23 protein-coding genes are annotated in these 20,744 nt (G+C 50.6%); 10 read left to right on the top strand and 13 right to left on the bottom strand.

Features of this window, described 5'->3' with window-relative positions:
* The first annotated feature begins 194 nt into the window (after positions 1-194).
* From ACIPUG_RS02595 to rnd, 5 genes are all read left to right on the top strand, one after another.
* A complete protein-coding gene (locus ACIPUG_RS02595) occupies positions 195-2,114 on the top strand; it encodes an ATP-dependent DNA helicase (RefSeq protein ID WP_039496115.1) in 1,920 nt (639 codons plus the stop codon).
* 116 nt (positions 2,115-2,230) lie between these two features.
* Positions 2,231-2,932, top strand: a complete 702-nt coding sequence (gene tsaB, locus ACIPUG_RS02590) for a tRNA (adenosine(37)-N6)-threonylcarbamoyltransferase complex dimerization subunit type 1 TsaB (protein WP_400337204.1) — start codon at positions 2,231-2,233, stop codon at positions 2,930-2,932.
* A 100-nt stretch (positions 2,933-3,032) separates the two neighbouring features.
* The gene (locus ACIPUG_RS02585) at positions 3,033-3,656 is read left to right on the top strand and encodes a Slp family lipoprotein (RefSeq protein WP_010275504.1); all 624 of its coding nucleotides are present in this window, start codon (positions 3,033-3,035) and stop codon (positions 3,654-3,656) included.
* 201 nt (positions 3,657-3,857) lie between these two features.
* Positions 3,858-5,543 (top strand): long-chain-fatty-acid--CoA ligase FadD, encoded by a 1,686-nt coding sequence (gene fadD, locus ACIPUG_RS02580; RefSeq protein WP_400337575.1) that lies wholly within the window; start codon positions 3,858-3,860, stop codon positions 5,541-5,543.
* Between the two features lie 211 nt (positions 5,544-5,754).
* Positions 5,755-6,879 carry a ribonuclease D gene (gene rnd / locus ACIPUG_RS02575; RefSeq protein WP_075278098.1) on the top strand — a complete coding sequence of 375 codons (1,125 nt, stop codon included), beginning with the start codon at positions 5,755-5,757 and terminating at the stop codon, positions 6,877-6,879.
* Between the two features lie 270 nt (positions 6,880-7,149).
* Here the strand turns inward: rnd and minE are convergent, their stop codons facing one another.
* The 3 genes from minE to minC are packed head-to-tail and all read right to left on the bottom strand — an operon-like array spanning position 7,150 to position 8,942.
* The gene (gene minE / locus ACIPUG_RS02570; protein WP_005968801.1) at positions 7,150-7,419 is read right to left on the bottom strand and encodes a cell division topological specificity factor MinE; all 270 of its coding nucleotides are present in this window, start codon (positions 7,417-7,419) and stop codon (positions 7,150-7,152) included.
* A gap of 3 nt (positions 7,420-7,422) precedes the next feature.
* A complete protein-coding gene (gene minD / locus ACIPUG_RS02565) occupies positions 7,423-8,235 on the bottom strand; it encodes a septum site-determining protein MinD (RefSeq protein ID WP_010299911.1) in 813 nt (270 codons plus the stop codon).
* Positions 8,236-8,255: 20 nt separating this feature from the next.
* Positions 8,256-8,942, bottom strand: coding sequence for a septum site-determining protein MinC (gene minC / locus ACIPUG_RS02560; protein ID WP_014915304.1), 687 nt, complete (start codon positions 8,940-8,942; stop codon positions 8,256-8,258).
* 136 nt (positions 8,943-9,078) lie between these two features.
* Between minC and ACIPUG_RS02555 the strand changes: the two genes are divergently transcribed.
* From ACIPUG_RS02555 to ACIPUG_RS02545, 3 genes are all read left to right on the top strand, one after another.
* Positions 9,079-9,336, top strand: a complete 258-nt coding sequence (locus ACIPUG_RS02555; RefSeq protein ID WP_039315168.1) for a YcgL domain-containing protein — start codon at positions 9,079-9,081, stop codon at positions 9,334-9,336.
* Positions 9,337-9,678: 342 nt separating this feature from the next.
* A complete protein-coding gene (locus ACIPUG_RS02550) occupies positions 9,679-10,335 on the top strand; it encodes a fumarylacetoacetate hydrolase family protein (protein WP_010275479.1) in 657 nt (218 codons plus the stop codon).
* 118 nt (positions 10,336-10,453) lie between these two features.
* On the top strand, positions 10,454-10,900 hold the full coding sequence (locus ACIPUG_RS02545; protein WP_010275477.1) for a YcgN family cysteine cluster protein: 447 nt from the start codon (positions 10,454-10,456) through the stop codon (positions 10,898-10,900).
* Positions 10,901-11,016: 116 nt separating this feature from the next.
* Here the strand turns inward: ACIPUG_RS02545 and mgtS are convergent, their stop codons facing one another.
* Positions 11,017-11,112 carry a protein MgtS gene (gene mgtS, locus ACIPUG_RS02540; protein ID WP_005968788.1) on the bottom strand — a complete coding sequence of 32 codons (96 nt, stop codon included), beginning with the start codon at positions 11,110-11,112 and terminating at the stop codon, positions 11,017-11,019.
* A gap of 313 nt (positions 11,113-11,425) precedes the next feature.
* Here mgtS and ACIPUG_RS02535 point away from each other — a divergent pair, with 313 nt between their 5' ends.
* Entirely contained in the window at positions 11,426-11,623 is a 198-nt protein-coding gene (locus ACIPUG_RS02535; protein ID WP_010275471.1) for a DNA polymerase III subunit theta, read from the top strand.
* A gap of 89 nt (positions 11,624-11,712) precedes the next feature.
* On the opposite strand, the gene dsbB is transcribed toward ACIPUG_RS02535, so the two are convergent.
* Both dsbB and nhaB read right to left on the bottom strand, forming a co-directional pair.
* Positions 11,713-12,243 (bottom strand): disulfide bond formation protein DsbB, encoded by a 531-nt coding sequence (gene dsbB / locus ACIPUG_RS02530; protein WP_039286627.1) that lies wholly within the window; start codon positions 12,241-12,243, stop codon positions 11,713-11,715.
* A 195-nt stretch (positions 12,244-12,438) separates the two neighbouring features.
* Positions 12,439-14,019, bottom strand: a complete 1,581-nt coding sequence (gene nhaB, locus ACIPUG_RS02525) for a sodium/proton antiporter NhaB (RefSeq protein ID WP_400337201.1) — start codon at positions 14,017-14,019, stop codon at positions 12,439-12,441.
* A gap of 230 nt (positions 14,020-14,249) precedes the next feature.
* On the opposite strand from nhaB, the gene fadR reads away from it, so the two are divergent.
* The gene (gene fadR / locus ACIPUG_RS02520) at positions 14,250-14,969 is read left to right on the top strand and encodes a fatty acid metabolism transcriptional regulator FadR (RefSeq protein WP_010275449.1); all 720 of its coding nucleotides are present in this window, start codon (positions 14,250-14,252) and stop codon (positions 14,967-14,969) included.
* Between the two features lie 104 nt (positions 14,970-15,073).
* On the opposite strand, the gene ACIPUG_RS02515 is transcribed toward fadR, so the two are convergent.
* The 7 genes from ACIPUG_RS02515 to ACIPUG_RS02485 form a co-directional block, all read right to left on the bottom strand.
* Positions 15,074-16,615 (bottom strand): SpoVR family protein, encoded by a 1,542-nt coding sequence (locus ACIPUG_RS02515; protein ID WP_039279593.1) that lies wholly within the window; start codon positions 16,613-16,615, stop codon positions 15,074-15,076.
* A gap of 242 nt (positions 16,616-16,857) precedes the next feature.
* Complete coding sequence (locus ACIPUG_RS02510) at positions 16,858-17,757, bottom strand: tagatose-bisphosphate aldolase (protein WP_203450443.1); 900 nt, start codon at positions 17,755-17,757, stop codon at positions 16,858-16,860.
* A gap of 36 nt (positions 17,758-17,793) precedes the next feature.
* On the bottom strand, positions 17,794-18,327 hold the full coding sequence (locus tag ACIPUG_RS02505) for an AAA family ATPase (protein ID WP_039464159.1): 534 nt from the start codon (positions 18,325-18,327) through the stop codon (positions 17,794-17,796).
* A complete protein-coding gene (locus ACIPUG_RS02500; RefSeq protein WP_039464157.1) occupies positions 18,324-18,761 on the bottom strand; it encodes a PTS sugar transporter subunit IIA in 438 nt (145 codons plus the stop codon). Before ACIPUG_RS02500 ends, ACIPUG_RS02505 begins: the two co-directional genes overlap by 4 nt.
* 6 nt (positions 18,762-18,767) lie before the next feature.
* The gene (locus ACIPUG_RS02495) at positions 18,768-19,046 is read right to left on the bottom strand and encodes a hypothetical protein (protein WP_039464155.1); all 279 of its coding nucleotides are present in this window, start codon (positions 19,044-19,046) and stop codon (positions 18,768-18,770) included.
* Between the two features lie 44 nt (positions 19,047-19,090).
* Positions 19,091-20,428 carry a PTS sugar transporter subunit IIC gene (locus ACIPUG_RS02490; RefSeq protein WP_014915314.1) on the bottom strand — a complete coding sequence of 446 codons (1,338 nt, stop codon included), beginning with the start codon at positions 20,426-20,428 and terminating at the stop codon, positions 19,091-19,093.
* Positions 20,429-20,441: 13 nt separating this feature from the next.
* Positions 20,442-20,735: a PTS sugar transporter subunit IIB gene (locus tag ACIPUG_RS02485; RefSeq protein ID WP_039288047.1), complete on the bottom strand. Its 294-nt coding sequence runs from the start codon at positions 20,733-20,735 to the stop codon at positions 20,442-20,444.
* Positions 20,736-20,744 lie beyond the last annotated feature (9 nt).

Raw genomic sequence — 20,744 nt, 5'->3', positions numbered from 1 at the left:
ATTGTGGGGATAGTTAAAATAGTGACATCAATCAATACCAGCCGCCAAGCCTAACACAGCAGGTTGCGGCACGCTTTCCTGATTTAAGGTGGTAGCGTCGGGTGACTCTTGGCATAATCAGCGCGATATTTTGCCACGACCTGAAACGGTTAGCGGCCTACAGATACAGCATTCCCTTGAACAAGAGAGCAGGCGTGACGAACGATCGTGTAATTGATGATTTTGCTAATGACGGCGTGCTGGCCAAAGCGATCACCGGCTTCAAACCGCGTGAACCACAGCGGCAGATGGCGCAGGCCGTCATGCGGGCCATCGACGATAAAACAGCGCTAGTGGTGGAAGCGGGAACCGGAACCGGTAAAACCTATGCCTACCTTGCGCCCGCCCTGCGTTCAGATAAAAAAGTCATCATTTCAACCGGCTCGAAAGCGCTACAGGATCAGCTCTATAGCCGCGATTTACCGACGATTGCGCAGGCGCTGAAGTACAAAGGCAAATTAGCGCTGCTGAAAGGTCGCTCGAATTACCTCTGTCTGGAACGGCTCGAACAGCAATCGCTGGGGGGCGGTGATTTACCCGGTGAAACGCTGAGCGAACTGGTTCGGCTGCGCGGCTGGTCGTCGGAAACGACGGAAGGCGATGTCACGACCTGTTCAGGCGTCGCGGAAGACAGCGCGATCTGGCCGTTAGTGACCAGCACCAACGATAACTGTCTGGGCAGCGACTGTCCGCACTATAAAGAGTGCTTCGTGGTAAAAGCACGCCGTAAAGCGATGGATGCCGATATCGTGGTGGTTAACCATCATCTCTATCTGGCCGATATGGTGGTGAAGGAGAGCGGTTTTGCGGAGCTGATCCCAGAAAGCGACGTCGTCATTTTCGATGAAGCCCACCAGATTCCCGATATCGCCAGTCAATATTTCGGCCAGCAGCTTTCCAGTCGCCAACTGCTGGATCTGGCGAAAGACATCATCATTGCTTACCGCACCGAAGTGCGCGACGCCTCTCAACTGCAAAAAAGTGCCGATCGCCTGACGCAAAGCACGCAGGATTTTCGGCTGGCGCTGGGCGATCCAGGGTTTCGCGGTAATCTGCGTGATGTGCTCGAACAGCCGTCGCTTCAGCGTGCGCTGGTGCTGCTGGATGATGCTTTGGAGCTGTGTTACGACGTCGCGAAACTGTCGCTCGGGCGTTCAGCGTTGCTGGATGCCGCCTTTGAGCGCGCCACGCTCTATCGCAACCGCCTGAAACGGCTGAAAGACGTGCAGTTACCGGGGTACAGCTACTGGTATGAATGTAATTCACGTCATTTCGTGTTGGCGCTGACGCCGCTGTCCGTCTCCGACCGCTTTCGTGAACTGATAAAAGAGAAGCCTGCGGCCTGGGTGTTTACCTCCGCGACCCTGTCTGTTAACGATCAACTTTTCCACTTCACCGATAGGCTGGGGCTGGATAACGCGAATACGCTCCTGTTACCCAGCCCGTTTGATTATGCCAATCAGGCGCTGCTCTGCGTCCCCCGTCATTTACCGGAAACTAATCGTCCCGGTGCGGCGAAAAGGCTGGCGGCGATGCTGCGGCCGTTGATTGAGGCGAATCAGGGACGCTGCTTTATGCTGTGTACCTCGCATCAGATGATGCGTGATTTGGCGGCTGAATTCCGCGCCACGTTGACGCTCCCGGTGCTGTTACAGGGTGAAACTGGCAAGGCGCAATTGCTGTCGCAGTTTGTGGCGGCAGGTAATGCCTTGCTGGTGGCGACCAGCAGCTTCTGGGAAGGGGTGGATGTGCGTGGCGATACGCTCTCCTGCGTCATTATCGATAAACTGCCGTTTACCTCACCGGACGATCCGCTGCTTAAGGCGCGTATTGAAGACTGCCGCCTGCGCGGTGGTGAGCCTTTCGACGATGTGCAGGTTCCTGATGCAGTAATTACCCTGAAGCAAGGCGTGGGCCGCCTCATCCGTGACGTTGAGGATCGCGGTGTGATTGTGATTTGCGATAATCGACTGGTGATGCGTCCGTATGGTGCCGTATTCCTTAACAGCCTGCCGCCGACGCCGCGTACTCGCGATATTGGGCAGGCGATTAATTTCCTGACGCGTAACACATAATTCCCACCTGGTGATTGCTGCATGGGGCTGACCGATGGCGGGAAGGGCTGCGGCACGACAGGGGCTTATGCTATGATACGGGTTGTTAAGATTTATTTATCCTGCCTGAGGTTGGCATGTCTACGCGAATTCTAGCGCTTGATACCGCAACGGAAGCCTGTTCCGTCGCACTCTGGAATGAAGGTGAAATTCATTCTCTGTTCGAAATTTGTCCCCGTGAACACACACAACGTATTCTGCCGATGGTTCAGCAGGTGTTGGCCGACAGCGGCCTGACGCTCAAGGATCTTGATGCGCTGGCCTTTGGTCAGGGGCCGGGAAGTTTTACCGGCGTGCGAATTGGCATTGGTATTGCCCAAGGGCTAGCGCTGGGAGCGGATTTACCGCTGCTTGGCATCTCATCACTGGCGACCATGGCACAGGGCGCTTTCCGCCTGACGCAGGCCAAGCGAGTGCTGGCGGCCATTGATGCGCGGATGGGAGAAGTCTACTGGGGCTGCTATCAGCGTGATGTTGACGGCGGCTGGCAGGGGGAATCCGAGGAAGCCGTATTGAAACCTGAACAGGTGCAGGCGTTAACTGCTGCGTTGTCAGGCGAATGGGCTACGGTAGGCACCGGGTGGGAAACCTATCCTGAACTGGTAAGTCATTCCTCGCTGGTGTTAGCGAAGGGCGACGTGCTGCTGCCGCAGGCGCAGGACATGTTGCCGCTGGCCTGTCAGCTATGGCAGGCAGGCAAAGCAGTCAGCGTCGAGAATGCGCAACCGCGCTATCTGCGCAATGAAGTGACCTGGAAAAAGCTGCCCGGCCGCGACTAGCCAGAATGCACATTCGGCGTGAAGTATGCCCGTCATAAACAGCAACTTATTCGACGCTGAGCAGTCTAACTATCAGATGTCTGGTAGAGGGGGTTGTGCCATGCGTGTACAGATAAAAAGTATGCAAATGAAAAGTCTGTATCTGAATCAGAAAAAAGCACGCCTCGGTATAGTGGCGGCTACAGCGCTGCTGCTGTCAGGCTGTGTCACGGTGCCGGATGCGATTAAAGGCACGTCGCCAACGCCGCAGGACGATTTGGTGCGTGTGATGAATGCGCCGCAGATTTATGTCGGTCAGGAATCACGCTTTGGCGGGCGGGTGGTCAGCATCCGCAATGAAGCGAATAAAACGCGGTTGGAAATTGCCAGCATGCCGCTGGATAGCGGCGCGAAACCGCTGTTGGATATGCCGTCAGAAGGGCGCTTTATCGCCTATGTGAATCGCTTTCTGGAACCTGTCGATTTTAAAGACCAACTGGTCACCGTTGTCGGGCCGATTGTCGGCACCGAACAGGGTGCTATCGGTGATAAACCCTATCGCTATGTCGTGATCGACGCGCAAGGCTACAAACGCTGGAATGTCGTGCAGCGCCTGATGGTACCACCCGGCGGCTATGGCCCGTGGGGATGGCGTGCGGGTTACGGCTACGGCTGGGGGCCCGGATGGGGATTTGACGGTGGGTGGTCTGGTCCGGCACGGATTGAGAATGTCGTGACAGAATAAGAATCTACTCAGCAGGACTATTGAGATCAGGCGACGCAGGTTGCCTGATTTTTTTTGAATAAAGAATAAATTAGTGATCGATCTCGCAACCTTAACATTGTTTGTTAGCTAACTGGTAGGCTGAGTTAAAATAATGTTAATAACAATAAGCCTCTGAGGGCGACGACGATGCCACTAAAAAAATATCTCGGGAGTGACGTGTTGGAAAAAATTTGGTTATCACGCTATCCGGCGGATGTGCCGGCGGAAATCGATCCGGATCGCTATTCGTCGTTGATTGAAATGTTCGAAAGTAGCGTGAAGCGTTATGCCGACCGACCTGCATTTGTCAACATGGGTGAAGTGATGACGTTTCGTAAGCTGGAAGAGCGGAGTCGGGCGTTTGCGGCCTATTTGCAAAACCAGCTTAAATTGCAAAAAGGCGATCGTGTCGCGTTGATGATGCCCAACCTGCTTCAATATCCCGTTGCACTGTTTGGCGTGTTGCGCGCGGGTCTGGTGGTGGTCAACGTTAACCCATTGTATACACCGCGTGAACTGGAACATCAGCTAAAAGACAGCGGTGCCAGCACGATTGTTATCGTGTCTAACTTTGCGCATACGCTGGAAAAAGTCGTTCATAACACGGCGGTGAAGCATGTAATCCTGACCCGCATGGGAGATCAGCTCTCCACGGCGAAAGGGACGCTGGTCAACTTCGTGGTGAAGTACATTAAGCGACTAGTGCCTAAATACCATCTGCCTGATGCGATATCGTTCCGTCGTGTTTTGCAGGAAGGACGGCGTCAGCAGTATATTCGTCCCGACATCATCAATACCGATCTGGCATTTCTGCAATATACCGGCGGCACCACGGGCGTCGCTAAAGGTGCCATGCTCACGCACCGCAATATGCTGGCAAATCTCGAACAGTGTAAAGGGGCATACGGCGCGATTCTGCAAGAAGGGAACGAGTTGGTGATCACGGCGTTGCCGCTCTACCATATTTTCGCGCTCACGGTGAACGGCCTTTTGTTCCTTGAACTGGGTGGTAAGAATCTGCTCATCACTAACCCCCGCGATATCCCGGCGGTTGTGAAGGAACTGAAACAATACCCGTTCACGGCTATCACCGGCGTCAATACGTTATTTAACGCGCTGCTTAACAACAAAGAATTCCACGAGCTGGATTTCTCAACGCTGCGTTTAGCGGTGGGCGGTGGGGCATCGGTGCAGCAAGCGGTGGCAGAACGTTGGGAAAAACTAACGGGTAAACATTTGCTTGAGGGATATGGACTAACGGAAAGTTCACCTCTGGTGGCCGTAAACCCCTACGATCTCAAACATTACAGCGGCAGTATTGGGCTACCGGTGTCATCAACGGACGTCAAAATTATTGACGATGACGGCAACGACGCCGGGCCGGGAGAATCCGGCGAGCTGTGGGTGCGTGGGCCGCAGGTGATGTTAGGGTACTGGCAGCAGCCTGCTGCGACGGATGAGGTGTTAAAAGACGGTTGGCTGGCAACGGGTGACATTGTCACGTCTGATGATGAAGGATTCCTGCGGGTCATCGACCGTAAGAAAGACATGATTCTGGTTTCCGGCTTTAACGTCTATCCGACCGAAATTGAAGATGTGATCAGCCGTCATCCCAAAGTATCCGAATCGGCGGTGGTTGGGGTGGACAATGAGATCTCCGGCGAGGCAGTCAAAGCCTTTGTCGTCAGACGCGATCAGTCGTTAACGAAAGAGGAACTCACTACCCACTGTCGCCGTAATCTTACGGGCTACAAAGTGCCGAAAGAGATCGAATTTTGCGACGATTTGCCAAAATCTAACGTGGGGAAAATCCTGCGCCGCGAATTACGTAGCGAGAAGAAGGCGAAGAAAGACGCTGCCGCCTGACGATTTTCCACGAAAACGACTGCCAGAGAGAGGCAGGACGCGATATGATGTTTTCACGCCGGTTTATCCGGCGTTCTTTTTTATGGCGAGCTTGTACTCGTCACCCTATGGGCCGTCGCTTGCGACGTTAAAAATGTCCGCCGGGAATTTTTTACGGCGATACGGATTTGACCCAGAACCGTAAAGTAAAAACAACCAAGAGAATGACGTTTTGAATTATCAGTTGATCACTTCCGACATCGGGTTACAACAGGTTTGCTCCCAGGCGCGACGCTTTCCGCAGGTGGCATTGGACACGGAGTTCGTCAGAACCCGCACGTATTACCCGCAATTAGGGTTGATTCAATTGTATGACGGCGAACAGCTTTCACTTATCGACCCGTTAACGATTACCGACTGGGCACCCTTTCAGGCGTTACTGCGTGACGAACAGGTCACTAAATTCCTGCATGCGGGCAGCGAAGATCTGGAAGTGTTTCTCAATGCGTTTGGCACGCTGCCGACGCCTTTCATCGATACACAGATTCTGGCCGCATTTTTAGGCAAGCCGCTTTCTTATGGGTTTGCTGCGCTGGTGGCCGACTACATGGGCGTGACGCTGGATAAAAGCGAGTCGAGAACGGACTGGCTTGCTCGTCCGCTGAGCGAAAAACAGTGCGATTACGCCGCTGCCGATGTGTTCTATCTGCTGCCGATGGCCATTCAACTGGTGGCGGATACGGAAGCAGCAGGGTGGATGAATGCGGCGCTGGATGAGTGTCTCCTGCTGTGTCAGCGTAAACAGGATATTTTGGCACCGGCGCTGGCCTATCGCGAATTTGGCAACGCCTGGCAACTGCGTGGCCGACATCTGGCTTGCCTTCAGCGTCTAGCTGAGTGGCGCTTACGTAAAGCGCGTGAGCGAGACAGCGCGGTGAATTTTGTCGTACGCGAAGAGAACCTGTTGCAGGTGGCGCGTTGTCTGCCGACTTCGCTGGGTGAACTGAGCTCGCTGGGGCTGAGCGGCCCGGAAATCCGCTACCACGGTAAAACGCTGCTGGACTGTGTTGCACAGACGGAGGGCCTTGCTGATGCGGATTGTCCACCGCCGGTGATTAATTTGATCGACTATCCCGGCTATAAAAAAGCGTTTAAAGATATCAAAGCGCTGGTGCAGCGTGTGAGCGAACAGAGTGGATTATCTGCCGAGCTATTGGCTTCACGTCGCCAAATTAATCGTCTGCTGAACTGGCACTGGAAATTAAGCGGACAAGATGCGGGAATGCCGGAAATGTTGTCTGGCTGGCGCGGCCAGTTATATGGCGATGAACTGCGTGAAATTGTGCAGGGTTATTAATCACCGATAAACACGTCTTATCAATACGCCTTATTTGCTGTGATGATGCAATCATGAAAAAAAGCAGCAAATAGGGTGATAAGAATACGGTGAAAAACAAAAGTAAGAAATAAAAGACTGGCTAAATATACAGTTCAATGTAAATCATTCGGGTATTATGCAGGTGGAACAGAGATCCAGAAATACCGATGATTTACTGACGTCAGTCATTTGAATGTATGCGGAATAGATATCCCCTGCGTAAAAGCAGGGGATACTAAAGCAGAAAAATCATTTAGGCGTTTCTTCCGCTTCCGGTAATGTAACGTTCAACTCAAGCACGGAAATATCATCTCCTTTTTGCTCAAGCTGAACCGTCACCATCTCAGGATCAATCTGTACATATCTACAGATAACCTCAAGAATGTCTCGCTTTAATTGCGGCAGATAATGGGGCTCGCTATCTCCCCGGCGTCGCTCCGCGACAATAATTTGCAGCCGTTCCTTGGCAATATTGGCTGTCGTTTTTTTGCGGGACAGAAAGAAGTCCAGTAAAGCCATAATTTATCCCCCAAAAAGTCGTTTAAGGAAACCCTTCTTCTCTTCTTCAACAAAACGGAAAGGACGCTCTTCACCAAGCAGACGTTCAACGGTATCCGCGTAGGCTTTACCTGCATCGGCTTCCGCATCCAGAATGACGGGTTCGCCCTGGTTAGAGGCGCGGAGTACGGATTGGTCTTCTGGGATCACGCCAACCAGCGGAATTCGCAGAATTTCAAGAACGTCTTCCATGCTCAGCATGTCGCCACGGCTTACCCGGCCTGGGTTGTAGCGCGTCAACAGCAAATGCTCTTTGATTGGATCTTCAGAACGTTCTGCACGACGTGATTTCGAAGACAGAATGCCCAGAATACGGTCGGAGTCGCGAACGGAAGAGACTTCCGGGTTGGTGGTGATAATCGCTTCGTCAGCGAAATAGAGCGCCATCAACGCACCCGTTTCAATCCCGGCGGGTGAATCACACACGATAAAATCAAATTCCATGTCGCCCAGATCGTTGAGCACTTTCTCTACGCCTTCATGCGTTAACGCATCTTTATCACGCGTTTGCGACGCTGGCAGAATGTAGAGATTATCCGTTCTCTTATCTTTGATCAGCGCCTGATTCAGCGTGGCATCACCCTGAATAACGTTGACGAAGTCGTACACCACGCGACGCTCACATCCCATGATCAGGTCGAGGTTACGCAGACCAATGTCAAAATCGATGACAACCGTCTTTTTTCCTTTCTGGGCTAAACCGGTAGCAATGGCCGCGCTTGATGTGGTCTTGCCAACGCCCCCTTTACCCGATGTAACAACAATGATGCGTGCCATAAATGTTTCCTTGGGAGATTCTAGTCTAGAGGTTTTATCGTTAAAACATTGTCCAGCTGGTTCAGATTGATCCGTGCTGGCTGCCCAAAATACGGTTCAGGAATCTGATCGCTCAGCCAGTAACGGCCAGCAATCGAGACCAGTTCTGCGGCCAGATGCGTACAGAATATCTGGCTCTGAACATCGCCAGAAACGCCTGCGAGGGCTCGGCCGCGCATCATGCCGTAAATATGAATATTGCCATCGGCAATCACCTCAGCACCCGCGCTAACGCTGCTTGTGACGATTAAGTCACAGTTCCGGGCGTAGATCTGTTGGCCGGAGCGAACGGGGGTGCTGATGACTTTCGTTTTCACCGCAGCAGGAACGGCGGCGACGGGTTCGACTACCCGGCGTTGTGCTTTACCTTCGCTCAGAAGGGGAAGCCCCGCCTGCGCAATGGTTTTCTTTAATGCATCGTCGGTACATCCGCTGACGCCAACAACATGCAGGCCGGTTGACGAAATGGCCTGCTGCAATTTTATCCAGTCGGTTTCCGCTGTTAATGCAGCAACATTAATGACAACGGGGGCATTTTTCAGGAAAGCAGGCGCTTGCTCTATTTTTTCCTGTAGTGCCTGGTAAATTACCTCGGGTTGGGAATCATGCAAATGAACAACCGATAAGGTAAAGCTGCTGCCTTTTAGCTCTATTGGCGTTTGTGACATCTATCCTGACTCAGTTTCAGCATCTTTTAATCCCTAGAGTAACATTTAAGGCATGATATTCCAGAGCGCTGTAAGCATGTTATAGTCACAATTATATACAGGCAAGATGGCATTCCCATCAAATAGAGTAAAAAAAATGTTTTGTGTGATCTATCGAAGTGCTAAACGCGATCAGACCTATCTTTATGTTGAAAAAAAAGACGATTTCTCACGTGTGCCGGAAGAATTAATGAAAAGTTTCGGCACGCCGCAGTTAGCCATGGTTTTACCGCTGGATGGGCGTAAAAAACTGGCGAATGCCGATATAGAAAAAGTGAAACTTGCGCTACAGGAACAGGGCTTTTATCTGCAAGTTCCTCCACCGGTCGAGAGCTTATTAAACACGCCGGTATAAGTGTAAAAAAATAATACCAAGGCGTACTTTCAGATAAAGCCGCAAACATAATTTAGCGTGGAATATCTCAGCCGTTTGCAGGATATTCCGCGCGATAAATATTCACTTTTTGAGTTTTACCTCGCCACAATTTAATTGTTTCCTTTTTTGATGGGATAGGGCTTCGTTTCTCCCTCATAAGCTCCCCAGCCTTGCTCACCTGAAATCTGTTGGGGTAACCCCCGCTGCGATGATATAACGATGGTTTTGCACCATCGTGTTTTTATATAGCTGTTTTCATTTTGGGCAGGTTCTGCGCCACGAAAGCAGCGATAATCCAACAGACAGGGCAGGAGAATACCCATGTATCAACACAGAGACTGGCAGGGCGCGCTGCTTGATTTCCCCGTAAATAAAGTCGTTTGCGTCGGGAGCAACTACTCAGAACACATCAAAGAAATGGGCAGCGCGACCCCGAGCGAGCCCGTTTTATTCATCAAGCCTGAAACCGCACTGTGTGACTTACGCCAGCCCGTTGCCATCCCTAAAAATCTGGGTTCGGTTCACCACGAAGTCGAACTGGCTGTGCTGATCGGTACGCCGTTAAAGCAGGCGAATGAAGAACGCGTTGCTCGGGCGATTGCGGGTTATGGTGTGGCACTGGATCTGACGCTGCGTGATTTGCAGTCCGACTTTAAAAAGGCGGGTCAACCGTGGGAAAAAGCCAAAGCGTTTGACGGTTCCTGCCCGATCTCCGGTTTTATTCCGGTTGCCGAGTTTGGCGATCCGCAGCAAACCGATTTGGGTGTAAAAGTGAATGATGAAGTGCGCCAACAGGGCAACACGCGTGATATGATTACGCCGATTCTGCCGCTGATTGCTTACATGAGCCGTTTCTTTACGCTGCGTGCGGGCGATATTATTTTGACGGGTACGCCAAAAGGGGTCGGTCCGATCCTGTCTGGCGATATGCTGACGATTACGGTCAATGACCGGACGTTAAGCACGCGTATTATCTAACGCTCCCCTGGCTGCCCGTGTTGAAGACGGGCAGCACATTTCCCCGCCGCGCCCGCCAGAATCACGCATCTTTATTTACAACGCTATCGATTTAACAACTAAGGTAACTGGAAGAGACATGACTGAACGCCCTTTTTGGCAGCAAAAAACGTTGTCTGAGATGTCTGACGATGAATGGGAGTCGCTGTGCGATGGCTGCGGTCAGTGCTGTTTGCATAAGTTGATTGATGAGGATACGGAGGAAATCTACTTTACCAACGTCGCCTGTAATCAACTGAATATTAAAAGCTGTCAGTGCCGTAACTATGAGAAACGCTTCGAATACGAGCCGGACTGCATCAAGCTGACACGCGAAAATCTGCTGACGTTTAACTGGCTACCCGCGACCTGTGCTTATCGCCTGATTCATGAGCGTGAAGATTTACCGCAGTGGCATCCGCTGGTCTGTGGCACCAAGACAGCCATGCACCGGGAGCGTATCTCCGTGCGCCATATCGCCGTGCGTGAGAGTGAAGTGGTGGACTGGCAGGACCATATTTTAAATAAACCAGAATGGGCGCGATAGTGATGGTTTGGCGTGGTTAGTTGCCCGGTTGGAACTTTTTACTAGTGGAAATAAGAAGCCCCTCAGCTGAATCACTCAGAAGAGGGGCTTTTTATCGGGGGGAGAGTCAGTGTTCATTAATCATCCCATTTGGGGCTTAGGTACGCCGCCAGGAAACTGAGAAAAAGAATGCCGCCCAATACGGCGATGAAGATATTGATATTGCCTAACATGGTTGTTTCTCCTGAATAAATCAATTGCGATAGAAATACCTCATGGGGTGAAAAGTCATCGTTGACCTGCGGTAGGTACTATAGTCTTGGGGGGTATGTTAATGAAGAAAAAACGCGCAGAAAGAGGTTGGTGGTTTATATATCGTTGAGGTGAAACACCGCACTTCACTGCCGGAACTGGAACGCTCATCTGCTTTTTGCCTGTCACTTCACATTTCTCTTTTTCATTGTGCGAATCATGCTGTCATCTCCGGCACAAATCGTGACGTGTTGTATAATTTTAAAGCAGTTAAACCAGAAGGAGGGAGAGCATGTGATTAACTTTGAGAAAATCATTCTTGAGTACAGCGAGCAGTACACCGATTTTGCTGCCTCCACCATTGCTTTTATGGAAAGTCAGGAAAAAAAGATCGACGCAGATGAAATATCACGAAGAATCCCGCAGGAAAAAAGACCTTTTTTTAACGAAAGATTAGGTCACTATCGCGATATCTACCGACCACAGCAGTGAGGGGTAGCACAAGCCTGTGAAGTGTAGAAACAGTTACCAGAAGCCCGACTATTGTCGGGCTTTTCGGCCTGTTCTTAACAGATGATGGATTAGCGGCTGAAGAGGTCGCGACGCTTAGGGCGGAAAGGCTGAGCGATCAAGACCAGCACGGCAATCAACAGATAAGCAGCAAAGATGCCAAGCAGCCATTGTGGCATTTCCATGGAAAGGAATTCCCACTGACGTACTGAGCAATCACCTGTCGCATTGAAAATGGCCGGAAGCCATTTGTCCAAAGGCAACCATGACGGGAAGCTGACAAAGAAATCACAGGTGGTAAACGGCGACGGATTTAACAAAATATCCGTGTGTTTCCATGCCAGTCGGACCCCTTCGTAAGAACTGTATATCCATAGCGCGATGGCTGGGTAACGCAACGCCGTTGATGGCGCGATAGCACCAACAATACCTGCCGCGAACACGCCCCACAGCGCACAGCGCTGATAGATACACAGCACGCACGGTTTTAATAACATCACATGCTGAAAATAGAGCGCGGTCAATTCCAACGCTAAAGCAGTAAACGCCAGCAGCAGCCACGCACCACGCCCGCGTGAGCAACGATTAAGAAATCGCAACATAAAAATATTCCATGCTAAACATGATTAAAGCAGCAGTGTAAACCGTTCTGGCTTCACTGCCATCATTTCACTGTGCAAAACGTAACGATATGTTTATTTGATGCTTTTTCTGTCATTTTACGGCGGCGAAAATCGTATTGATAACATCATCAAGGCCGAAATTGTCGCTGCCGCAATTACTATACACGATCGTGATTATGAGTGACTGCCCGATATGGTCAAGTCTGGCAAAGAAATCCATTGTTTATTCATCAAAAAGTCGGTGAACGGTACCAGCGTCAATTCAACGCAAAGTAACCCGACCAGGGTCATCACAATGGTATAAGGCAATGCCATGATCACCATGCGCCCGTAAGATAAACGGATCAGCGGTGCCAGAGAGGACGTCAGCAAGAACAGAAACGCCGCTTGCCCATTCGGCGTGGCGACGGAAGGCAGATTGGTACCGGTATTGATAGCGACAGCGAGCAACTCAAACTGGGGTAACGAGATTTTGCCGTTTTCAAAGGCGTTGCGCGCTTCGTTAATATAAACCGAGCCAACAAAGACATTATCCGATATCGACGAGAGCAGGCCATTGAACAGATAAAACTGTGTCAGTTGGGCGCTATCAGAGGATTGCAGGACGTAATGGATAATCGGTGAGAACAGGTGCTGATCGATAATGACGGCGACAATGGCAAAGAAGACCGTCAGCAGTGCAGTAAACGGCATGGCATCCTGAAACGCTTTACCGATCGCATGTTCTTCGGTCACGCCACAGAACGTTGTGGCCATAATAATCACAGAGAGGCCAATCAACCCGACCTCAGCCAGATGAAACGCCAGCGCGACGATGAGCCAGACGCCAATCACCGCCTGCACGAGCAAACGCACTTTATCCTGCGGCGTGCGCTTTTCTGTCATGTCCCGATCATAATCCTCAAGCACGCGGCGCACGTTGTCTGGCAGATTTGCCCCATAGCCAAACAGCTTGAAACGTTCAACCAGCACACAGGTAATGGTGCCGCAAATAAGGACGGGAACGGTCACGGGTGACATACGCAGGAAGAAACTGACGAAATCCCAGCCTGCGCTTTTCGCGATAATCAGGTTTTGAGGCTCACCAACCATCGTCATCACACCGCCGAGAGCCGTACCGACGCCTGCGTGCATCATCAGACTACGCAGGAATGCCCGGAATTGCTCCAGAGTACGACGATGCTCCTCGCTACTTAGTGCGCTGTCATCGCTGATATCAGCCTCGTCTCCACCCTGTTGAGAAGCGAAGCGGTGATAAATACCATAAAACCCGATAGCGACGCTGATAACAACGGCAATCACGGTCAGCGCGTCAAGGAACGCGGAAAGAAAAGCAGCGGCGATACAGAACGCAAGCGAGAGTAGCGTCTTGGAATGAATGCGCAACAGCAGTTTGGTAAACACAAAGAGCAGCAGTTGCTTCATGAAGTAGATGCCTGCCACCATAAATACCAGCAGCATGAGGACTTCAATATTCCCCGTGACTTCATGCCACACCTGCTGTGGGCTGGTCATACCGATGAGAATGGCCTGTAGTGCCAGCAGGCCGCCAGGCTGTAACGGGTAACATTTCAGCGCCATGCCTAGCGTAAAAATAAACTCCACGACGAGTAACCAACCGGCCCAAAACGGGCTGACAAAATAGAACAGCAGCGGATTAATCAGCAAGAAGCAAAAAATAGTTAATTTGTACCAGTCTGGCGCGTATCCCAGAAAATTTTTTAACAGCGCGCTGTGAAGGGGCATGCCGATCATAATGGAAGAGGAATCCTTATTCGTTAGAATAGTTTGATGGTTTTTATCATATCGTAAAAACTTTACAAACGGGCAGAAGTCTACTGTTTTACGCCGCGAGAGGGCGGTTTGCAGTCACAATTTTTCATTGAAATGGTTCGGTGCCCGAGTGCGGCGCTATATCATGATTCTTTCGTCTGGTATTATGACTTGGCTTTTTTCGGCAATCACCGCTACGGATTATCAAACACATGGTTATAAAGGCGCAAAGTCCGGCTGGATTCGCGGAAGAATACATTATCGAAAGTATATGGAATAACCGCTTTCCTCCTGGCTCTATTTTGCCCGCGGAAAGAGAGCTTTCCGAACTGATTGGCGTGACCCGTACTACCCTGCGTGAAGTACTTCAGCGCCTGGCCCGCGATGGCTGGCTGACGATACAGCACGGGAAACCCACAAAGATTAACAACTTTTGGGAAACCTCCGGGCTCAATATTCTGGAAACGCTGGCGCGACTCGATCACGATAGCGTGCCGCAACTGATTGATAACCTGCTGGCCGTGCGCACCAACATTGCCGCGATTTTTATTCGGACGGCGCTACGCCATAATCCGGAAAAAGTGCGGGATGTATTAACTCAGGCAAGTGCGGTAGACGATAGCGCGGAAGCCTTTGCGCAGCTTGACTACAACGTGTTTCGAGGTTTGGCCTTTGCCTCTGGCAATCCGATTTATGGTCTGATCCTGAACGGCCTGAAAGGGCTGTATATTCGCGTAGGGCGTTACTATTTCTCCAATCCGGAAGCCCGCAAACTGGCGGTGAATTTTTACGGTCGGTTGGAAACGTTGCGCAGCGAAGAGCTCTACGATCAGGTGATGGATGTCGTTAGGCATTACGGTAAAGAAAGTGGGGCGATCTGGCACAGTATGCAGAGCGCGATCCCACGGGATATCGCGGAAGTACGCCGCTAAGACTCATACCGCTGCGTCATTGTGAAATATGAAAAGGGGATTCAGGTTGTTGCCTGAATCTCCTTTTTCTTGCGTTGTATCGCTGACCTGTGAACCGAGTTTCGTTATGTGGCTGCCGTCCCGTTACGCGGCGGGCAGCGTTCAATCAACTCGATGCTGCCATCCGTGTTAGCCTGCTCCAGATAGACGTCAAATCCCCACAGGCGGTGGACGTGCTTTAACACTTCCTGACTACTTTTATCCAGCGGTGCGCGATTATGCGGGACATAGCGCAGCGTCAGCGCCCGATTACCGCGTAAATCCACGTTCCAGACCTGAATGTTCGGTTCCAGATGGCTCAGGTTGTACTGGGCGGAGAGTTCCTGCCGGATCAAACGATAGCCTTCTTCGTCGTGAATCGCGGCAATTTCCAGATAATTATTGCGATCGTCGTCCAGAACCGTAAACAGCCGGAAATCACGCATCAATTTAGGCGACAGGAACTGGCTGATGAAACTCTCGTCCTTGAAGTTCTGCATCGCAAAATGCAGCGTATCAAGCCAGTCTTTGCCCGCGATATCGGGGAACCAGTAGCGATCTTCGTCGGTCGGTGACTGACAAATACGTTTGATGTCCTGAAACATCGCGAAGCCCAGCGCATACGGATTAATCCCGTTGTAATAAGGACTATTGTACGGCGGCTGATAGATCACGTTGGTATGACTGTGCAGGAACTCCATCATGAAGCGCTCGGTGACCCGACCTTCATCATAGAGATGGTTCAGAATGGTGTAGTGCCAGAACGTCGCCCAGCCTTCATTCATCACCTGAGTCTGCTTCTGCGGATAAAAATACTGGCTGACTTTTCGTACGATACGTAGAACTTCACGCTGCCAGGGCTCCAGCAGCGGCGCGTTTTTCTCCATAAAATAGAGCAGATTTTCCTGCGGTTCTTGCGGAAAACGTCGGGCTTGCTCTGGTGCGGCACCTTGTTCACGACGCGGTAAGGTTTTCCAGAGATCGTTAACCTGGCTTTGCAGGTAGGCTTCACGGCTTTTCTGGCGTGACTTTTCCTCTTCGAGCGAAATCTTCTGCGGGCGCTTATAGCGGTCAACGCCGTAATTCATGAGCGCATGGCAAGAATCTAACAGGCGCTCCACTTCGTCCACGCCATAACGCTCTTCGCATTGCGCGATATACTGTCGGGCAAACAGCAGGTAATCGACGATGGAACTGGCGTCGGTCCAACTGCGGAATAGGTAATTGCCTTTGAAGAACGAGTTGTGTCCGTAGCAGGCATGTGCCATCACCAGCGCCTGCATCGGCAGCGTGTTCTCTTCCATCAAATACGCGATACAGGGATCGGAGTTAATGACGATTTCGTAGGCCAGCCCCTGCTGCCCGTGCTTGTAGCGCTGTTCGGTTTCGATAAATTTCTTCCCGAACGACCAGTGGGCATAGTTGATCGGCATGCCTATACTGGAGTAGGCGTCCATCATTTGTTCTGAAGTGATGACTTCAATCTGATGAGGGTAGGTTGCCAGACGATACAGCTTCGCCACCCGATCAATCTCATCAAGGTAAACCTGCAATAACTCAAACGTCCAGTCCGGTCCATCACTCAGGCGAAGTGTTTTTTTTACCTGATTATCCGTCGATATAGCCATCAGCGCGCCCCCTAACATAGCAAGTCTGTACGTGAGATCTCGTTTACCGCCTTCCCGTTGGCTCCTGTCAAAAAATCATCGTTGTTCATTTAGTTATAGCTGAGCTTTGGAAACGCGGCAATTGACGAATTGAGCGTATTTGATGGAGAAAGGTCGCTGAGGGGATAAAAAAGAAACCGGTCTTACGCTGTCGATTGATAGGGAAATGCGCTCCCCGGAGAGAGCGCGAAATGCCATCTGAACTAGCGGTGTTGATACCGTTTTAACAGCGCCTGAATATCGTTGAGGCGGGAAACGGCAATGGTAGACAGCTTCTCTTTAGAAACGTTGCGATCGAGCGAGATGCAATCCTTCCACAGAGAGCGTCCGGCAATCACGCCAGAGGCACCATTTTTCAACGCGCTCTCTACCTGAGGGAGAAACGTCGCGTGATCGACGCCGGCAGACAGGACGGCCCAGGGAATGTCACCGCAGAGTGCAGTCACGTGTGCACAGGCCTCATCCGATCCAGGGTAAGGGATTTTTAAGACCTTTGCGCCTTGGTCGATACAGGCCTGACAGCCTGCGGGAATGAGTTCGGGCAGGAGGCGGGTATAGGCGTCGCGAGATTCATTTTCCAGAGGATAGGTCAGGAATTCGACGACGAGCAGTAAATCTTCCTGCGCAAAATCCTGAATCACGGTACGGAGTGTGGCAAGGTTCTGGGTATTGGCGTCTGGTCTATCCGGGCGAAGGTAGATCATGATTTTTCCGCCAGTGGCACCCCATTCACGCACTTTACGTGCCGTTACGCCTTCAACCATCGTGGAGATGCGGTAGCCTTCTGGCGTTGTTTCCCAGCCTGACGCGTCAAGCCCGATGAGCAGGCCCGTATCGCGGGGCAGAATGTCTTCGTCTATCAGGCCCGGTATGGCGCAGATCGGATCAACCAGCACACAACCTGCCTCCGCCGCCAGATAGCGAGTGATGTCATATTTTGTTTTTCCTAATGTTTCATTGGTAATCGCGGCCTGTGCTTCTGATGTCGGTGCTAATAATGTTCGCATACCGCCACGTTGATCGCAGGCAATAACCATCATAGCGCCTGTTGCGTTACAAATTAATTGATATCCTCGGTGTTCAGCTGTTGTCATGGCGTTCATAATAATTACCCTCATAAAAATAATATAAATAAGCGATTAATCCAGGTGTGTTTTGATCCATTGAATTAATTCCTGATGATTAATTTCCTTATCCTGATCAACCGTGTAACACTTTCCAATACACATCGGTTTCGCCTGATGTGCGAGTGAAATTAATTCCGGGAGATACTCGTTTCCGGGATGGCCTTTTATTCTTTCATTAACTCTGGCTTGATATCGCGCCGCAACCCGATCGGATGAGATGGCATTCCATATTTCAAGCGTATGGTGGATGCCACATGAAGCCAGGTAGTCCTGTAATACGGCTCTCTCGCGAAATCCAAACCAGGCGTCGAGAATCAGAATGCTATTTTCAGGCGCCTGCCTGACAATATTAAACATGGCCTGATAGGCGGCATATCCCAGTTTTCTGTTTAACGTTCTATCAATGGCATCGCAGAACTGCATCATGAACGGCTCTTTTATTTCATCAAGGCTTAACCGTGGGAAGCTCAATTCATCCGCAATAATACGTGCTACCGTGCTTTTCCCTGATGCGGGAATACCATTTACTAAAATAAGCTTTTTCATAATACTCCGACAATATCATCTGCCGTAGTGGCATTTCGAATACGGGAGAGCATGTCGTGCTTTTCCAATAGATTGATGATTGAGGCAATACCTTCAGTAATATGCGCGTCGCTGTTAATGCCGCCGAACATAATTAAAATGTCCACCGGCTCACTGCCCTGAATCGAGAGCGGTGTCTGGAGCGTCAGTAAACTAAAACAATTCTCCTGAACTCCACACTCGGGACGCGCATGGGGAATAGCGATACCTTCATCAAAAACATAATAAGGCCCGTATTTCTTCGTGCTTTCTATTACCGCGATGGGATAGTGCTTTGTGATACATCCTGCGCGAATTAACGGTTGCGCGGCGCAATAAATAGCCTCTTCCCATGTCTCACATATTACGCCGAGTTGAATACAATGATGCTGCAAAAGGAAATTTTTTATGCTCATAAATCCTCATATATTTTTCCGAATGGTATTTCTGAGTTCATCTATCTGAATAAAAATACGATCAACGCGATCCCGATAGTCAGGATGCACAGAAAATAACTGAATGGCCTGGTTGTATTTAATCATTAGCGCTTTTTGCGTTTCACTATGGGCCGGATCCTGAACTAAACGAGACTCAAGCTCCGCTAATTCTTCCTCAATTTCCCTGATGCGATTGTCATCCTTATTATCGCGTGGGTCGGAAGCGGGGCCCGGGGATAAAAAGCGTTTGAGTAGAGAAAACATAGTGACTCCTTAAGCTATTTGCATCATGACGGCAGGCCAATACGCTATTGCGATAGTTTACGATTCGCAATAAAGGCAATGAAGGCAACGAACGCGACAAAGGCGGCGACAAATAACCAGTCTTGCTGGAAGGCATGTCCTAATATCAGGCCAGTGCCGATGACATCGGAATCACTGAAGGTGACGCCAGTAAATCCGAAGACTTCCAGTAATGGCACCAGAATGGCGGGCAATAAGGTAATGAAAAGACCATGAACCACGCCGCCGATGACTGCGCCACGCCGTCCTCCCATGGCGTTACCGAAAATACCGGCTGTGCCGCCCGCAAAGAAGTTGGTCAGTAAACCTGGCAAAATCATCGCCAATCCAAACATCGGGAAGATCAGCATCCCGAGAATAGAACCGACGGTGGTGGCGAGGAAGCCAACAATCACGGCGTTGGGCGCATAGGGGAAGAGCACCGGGCAATCCAACGCGGGTTTGGCGTTAGGAACCAGCCGCATGGCGATACCTCGAAATGCGGGAACCAGCTCATTAAGCAGCAGACGGACGCCGCTGTAGAGAACGAAAACGCCTGCGACAAACTGCATGGACTGCATGAAGGAATACATCAGATAATTGACGCCGTTGGCGTACTGCGCGATGTAGGTCGGTCCCGCCGCCACGGCAGGGATGAGGTACATCGGCACCATGACCACGGCCATCGACAGGTAGGTATCCTGCAAGAATTTGAAATTATCAGGCAGCGTTAAATCTTCCGTGGATTTGGAATTTTTACCGACTAACCGCGCGACGGCGGCCTGCACCAGATACCCGATGGTACAAAAATGCCCCAGTGCAACATCATCGGAATTCGTGATTTTACGGACAATCGGCTGCGCCAGTGCAGGCATCAGCACGGCCATAATGCCGCCAAATATGCCTCCGGTTAAGATCAGTGTCGCGCCGGTCAAGCCCGATTTATAGCCGATCACGGTGCCGATGGTTGCCATCCACAGCAGAGCCTGTCCCGTTAGGAAGATATATTTAAAGGGAGTAATACGTGCAATAAGGATGTTAACGGCAAAGATCACCATGAGCGTCAACGCGACTTCTGACCCAAGTTCGCGGTTTGCCAACCCGGCGATGGCGGCGACATCGGTGATGTAGCCTTTCATGCCAAAGCCTTGGGTAAATATGTTGTTCAAATAAGTCAGGGTATCAACGATGATGTTAATCCCTGCCATCATGATGAGGAAACCCAGCAGCGTCTTGAAGGTTCCCTCAGCAATTTTTCCTACTGATTTCTTCTGCAGAATCAACCCGATCATGGCGATCAGCGCGATTAATATGGATGCCTGGCCTAATAAATCTTTCACAATGAAATTGATAACGGTGTTCATTTTTCACCTCATGCTATTGATGAGCCTGGATATAAGTTAAAATTTTTTCTTCTATTTCATCTTTATCAGTCAATTTATTAAGAATGATGACTCTTTTTTTCTCATCTTCGCTGGCATCGCTATTCAGAATGTCAGCAAATATTTTCTGGGTTAGGATGACGTCATAATTGAAGGCTGAGGCCTCTGAAATCGTGGTGTGATTTATTTCTGCATCAATGCCTAATTTTTTTAGTACGGATTTGGCTGTCATTTCTATAGCGAAACTGGAACCTAATCCACAACCGCAAACGCAAAGTACTTTCAACATAATCATGGC

The sequence above is a fragment of the Pectobacterium sp. CHL-2024 genome (assembly GCF_044751765.1).
GTDB lineage: Bacteria > Pseudomonadota > Gammaproteobacteria > Enterobacterales > Enterobacteriaceae > Pectobacterium > Pectobacterium brasiliense.
The sequence above is the reverse complement of the archived record's forward strand: the minus strand, read 5'-3'. Positions and strand labels throughout refer to the sequence as shown.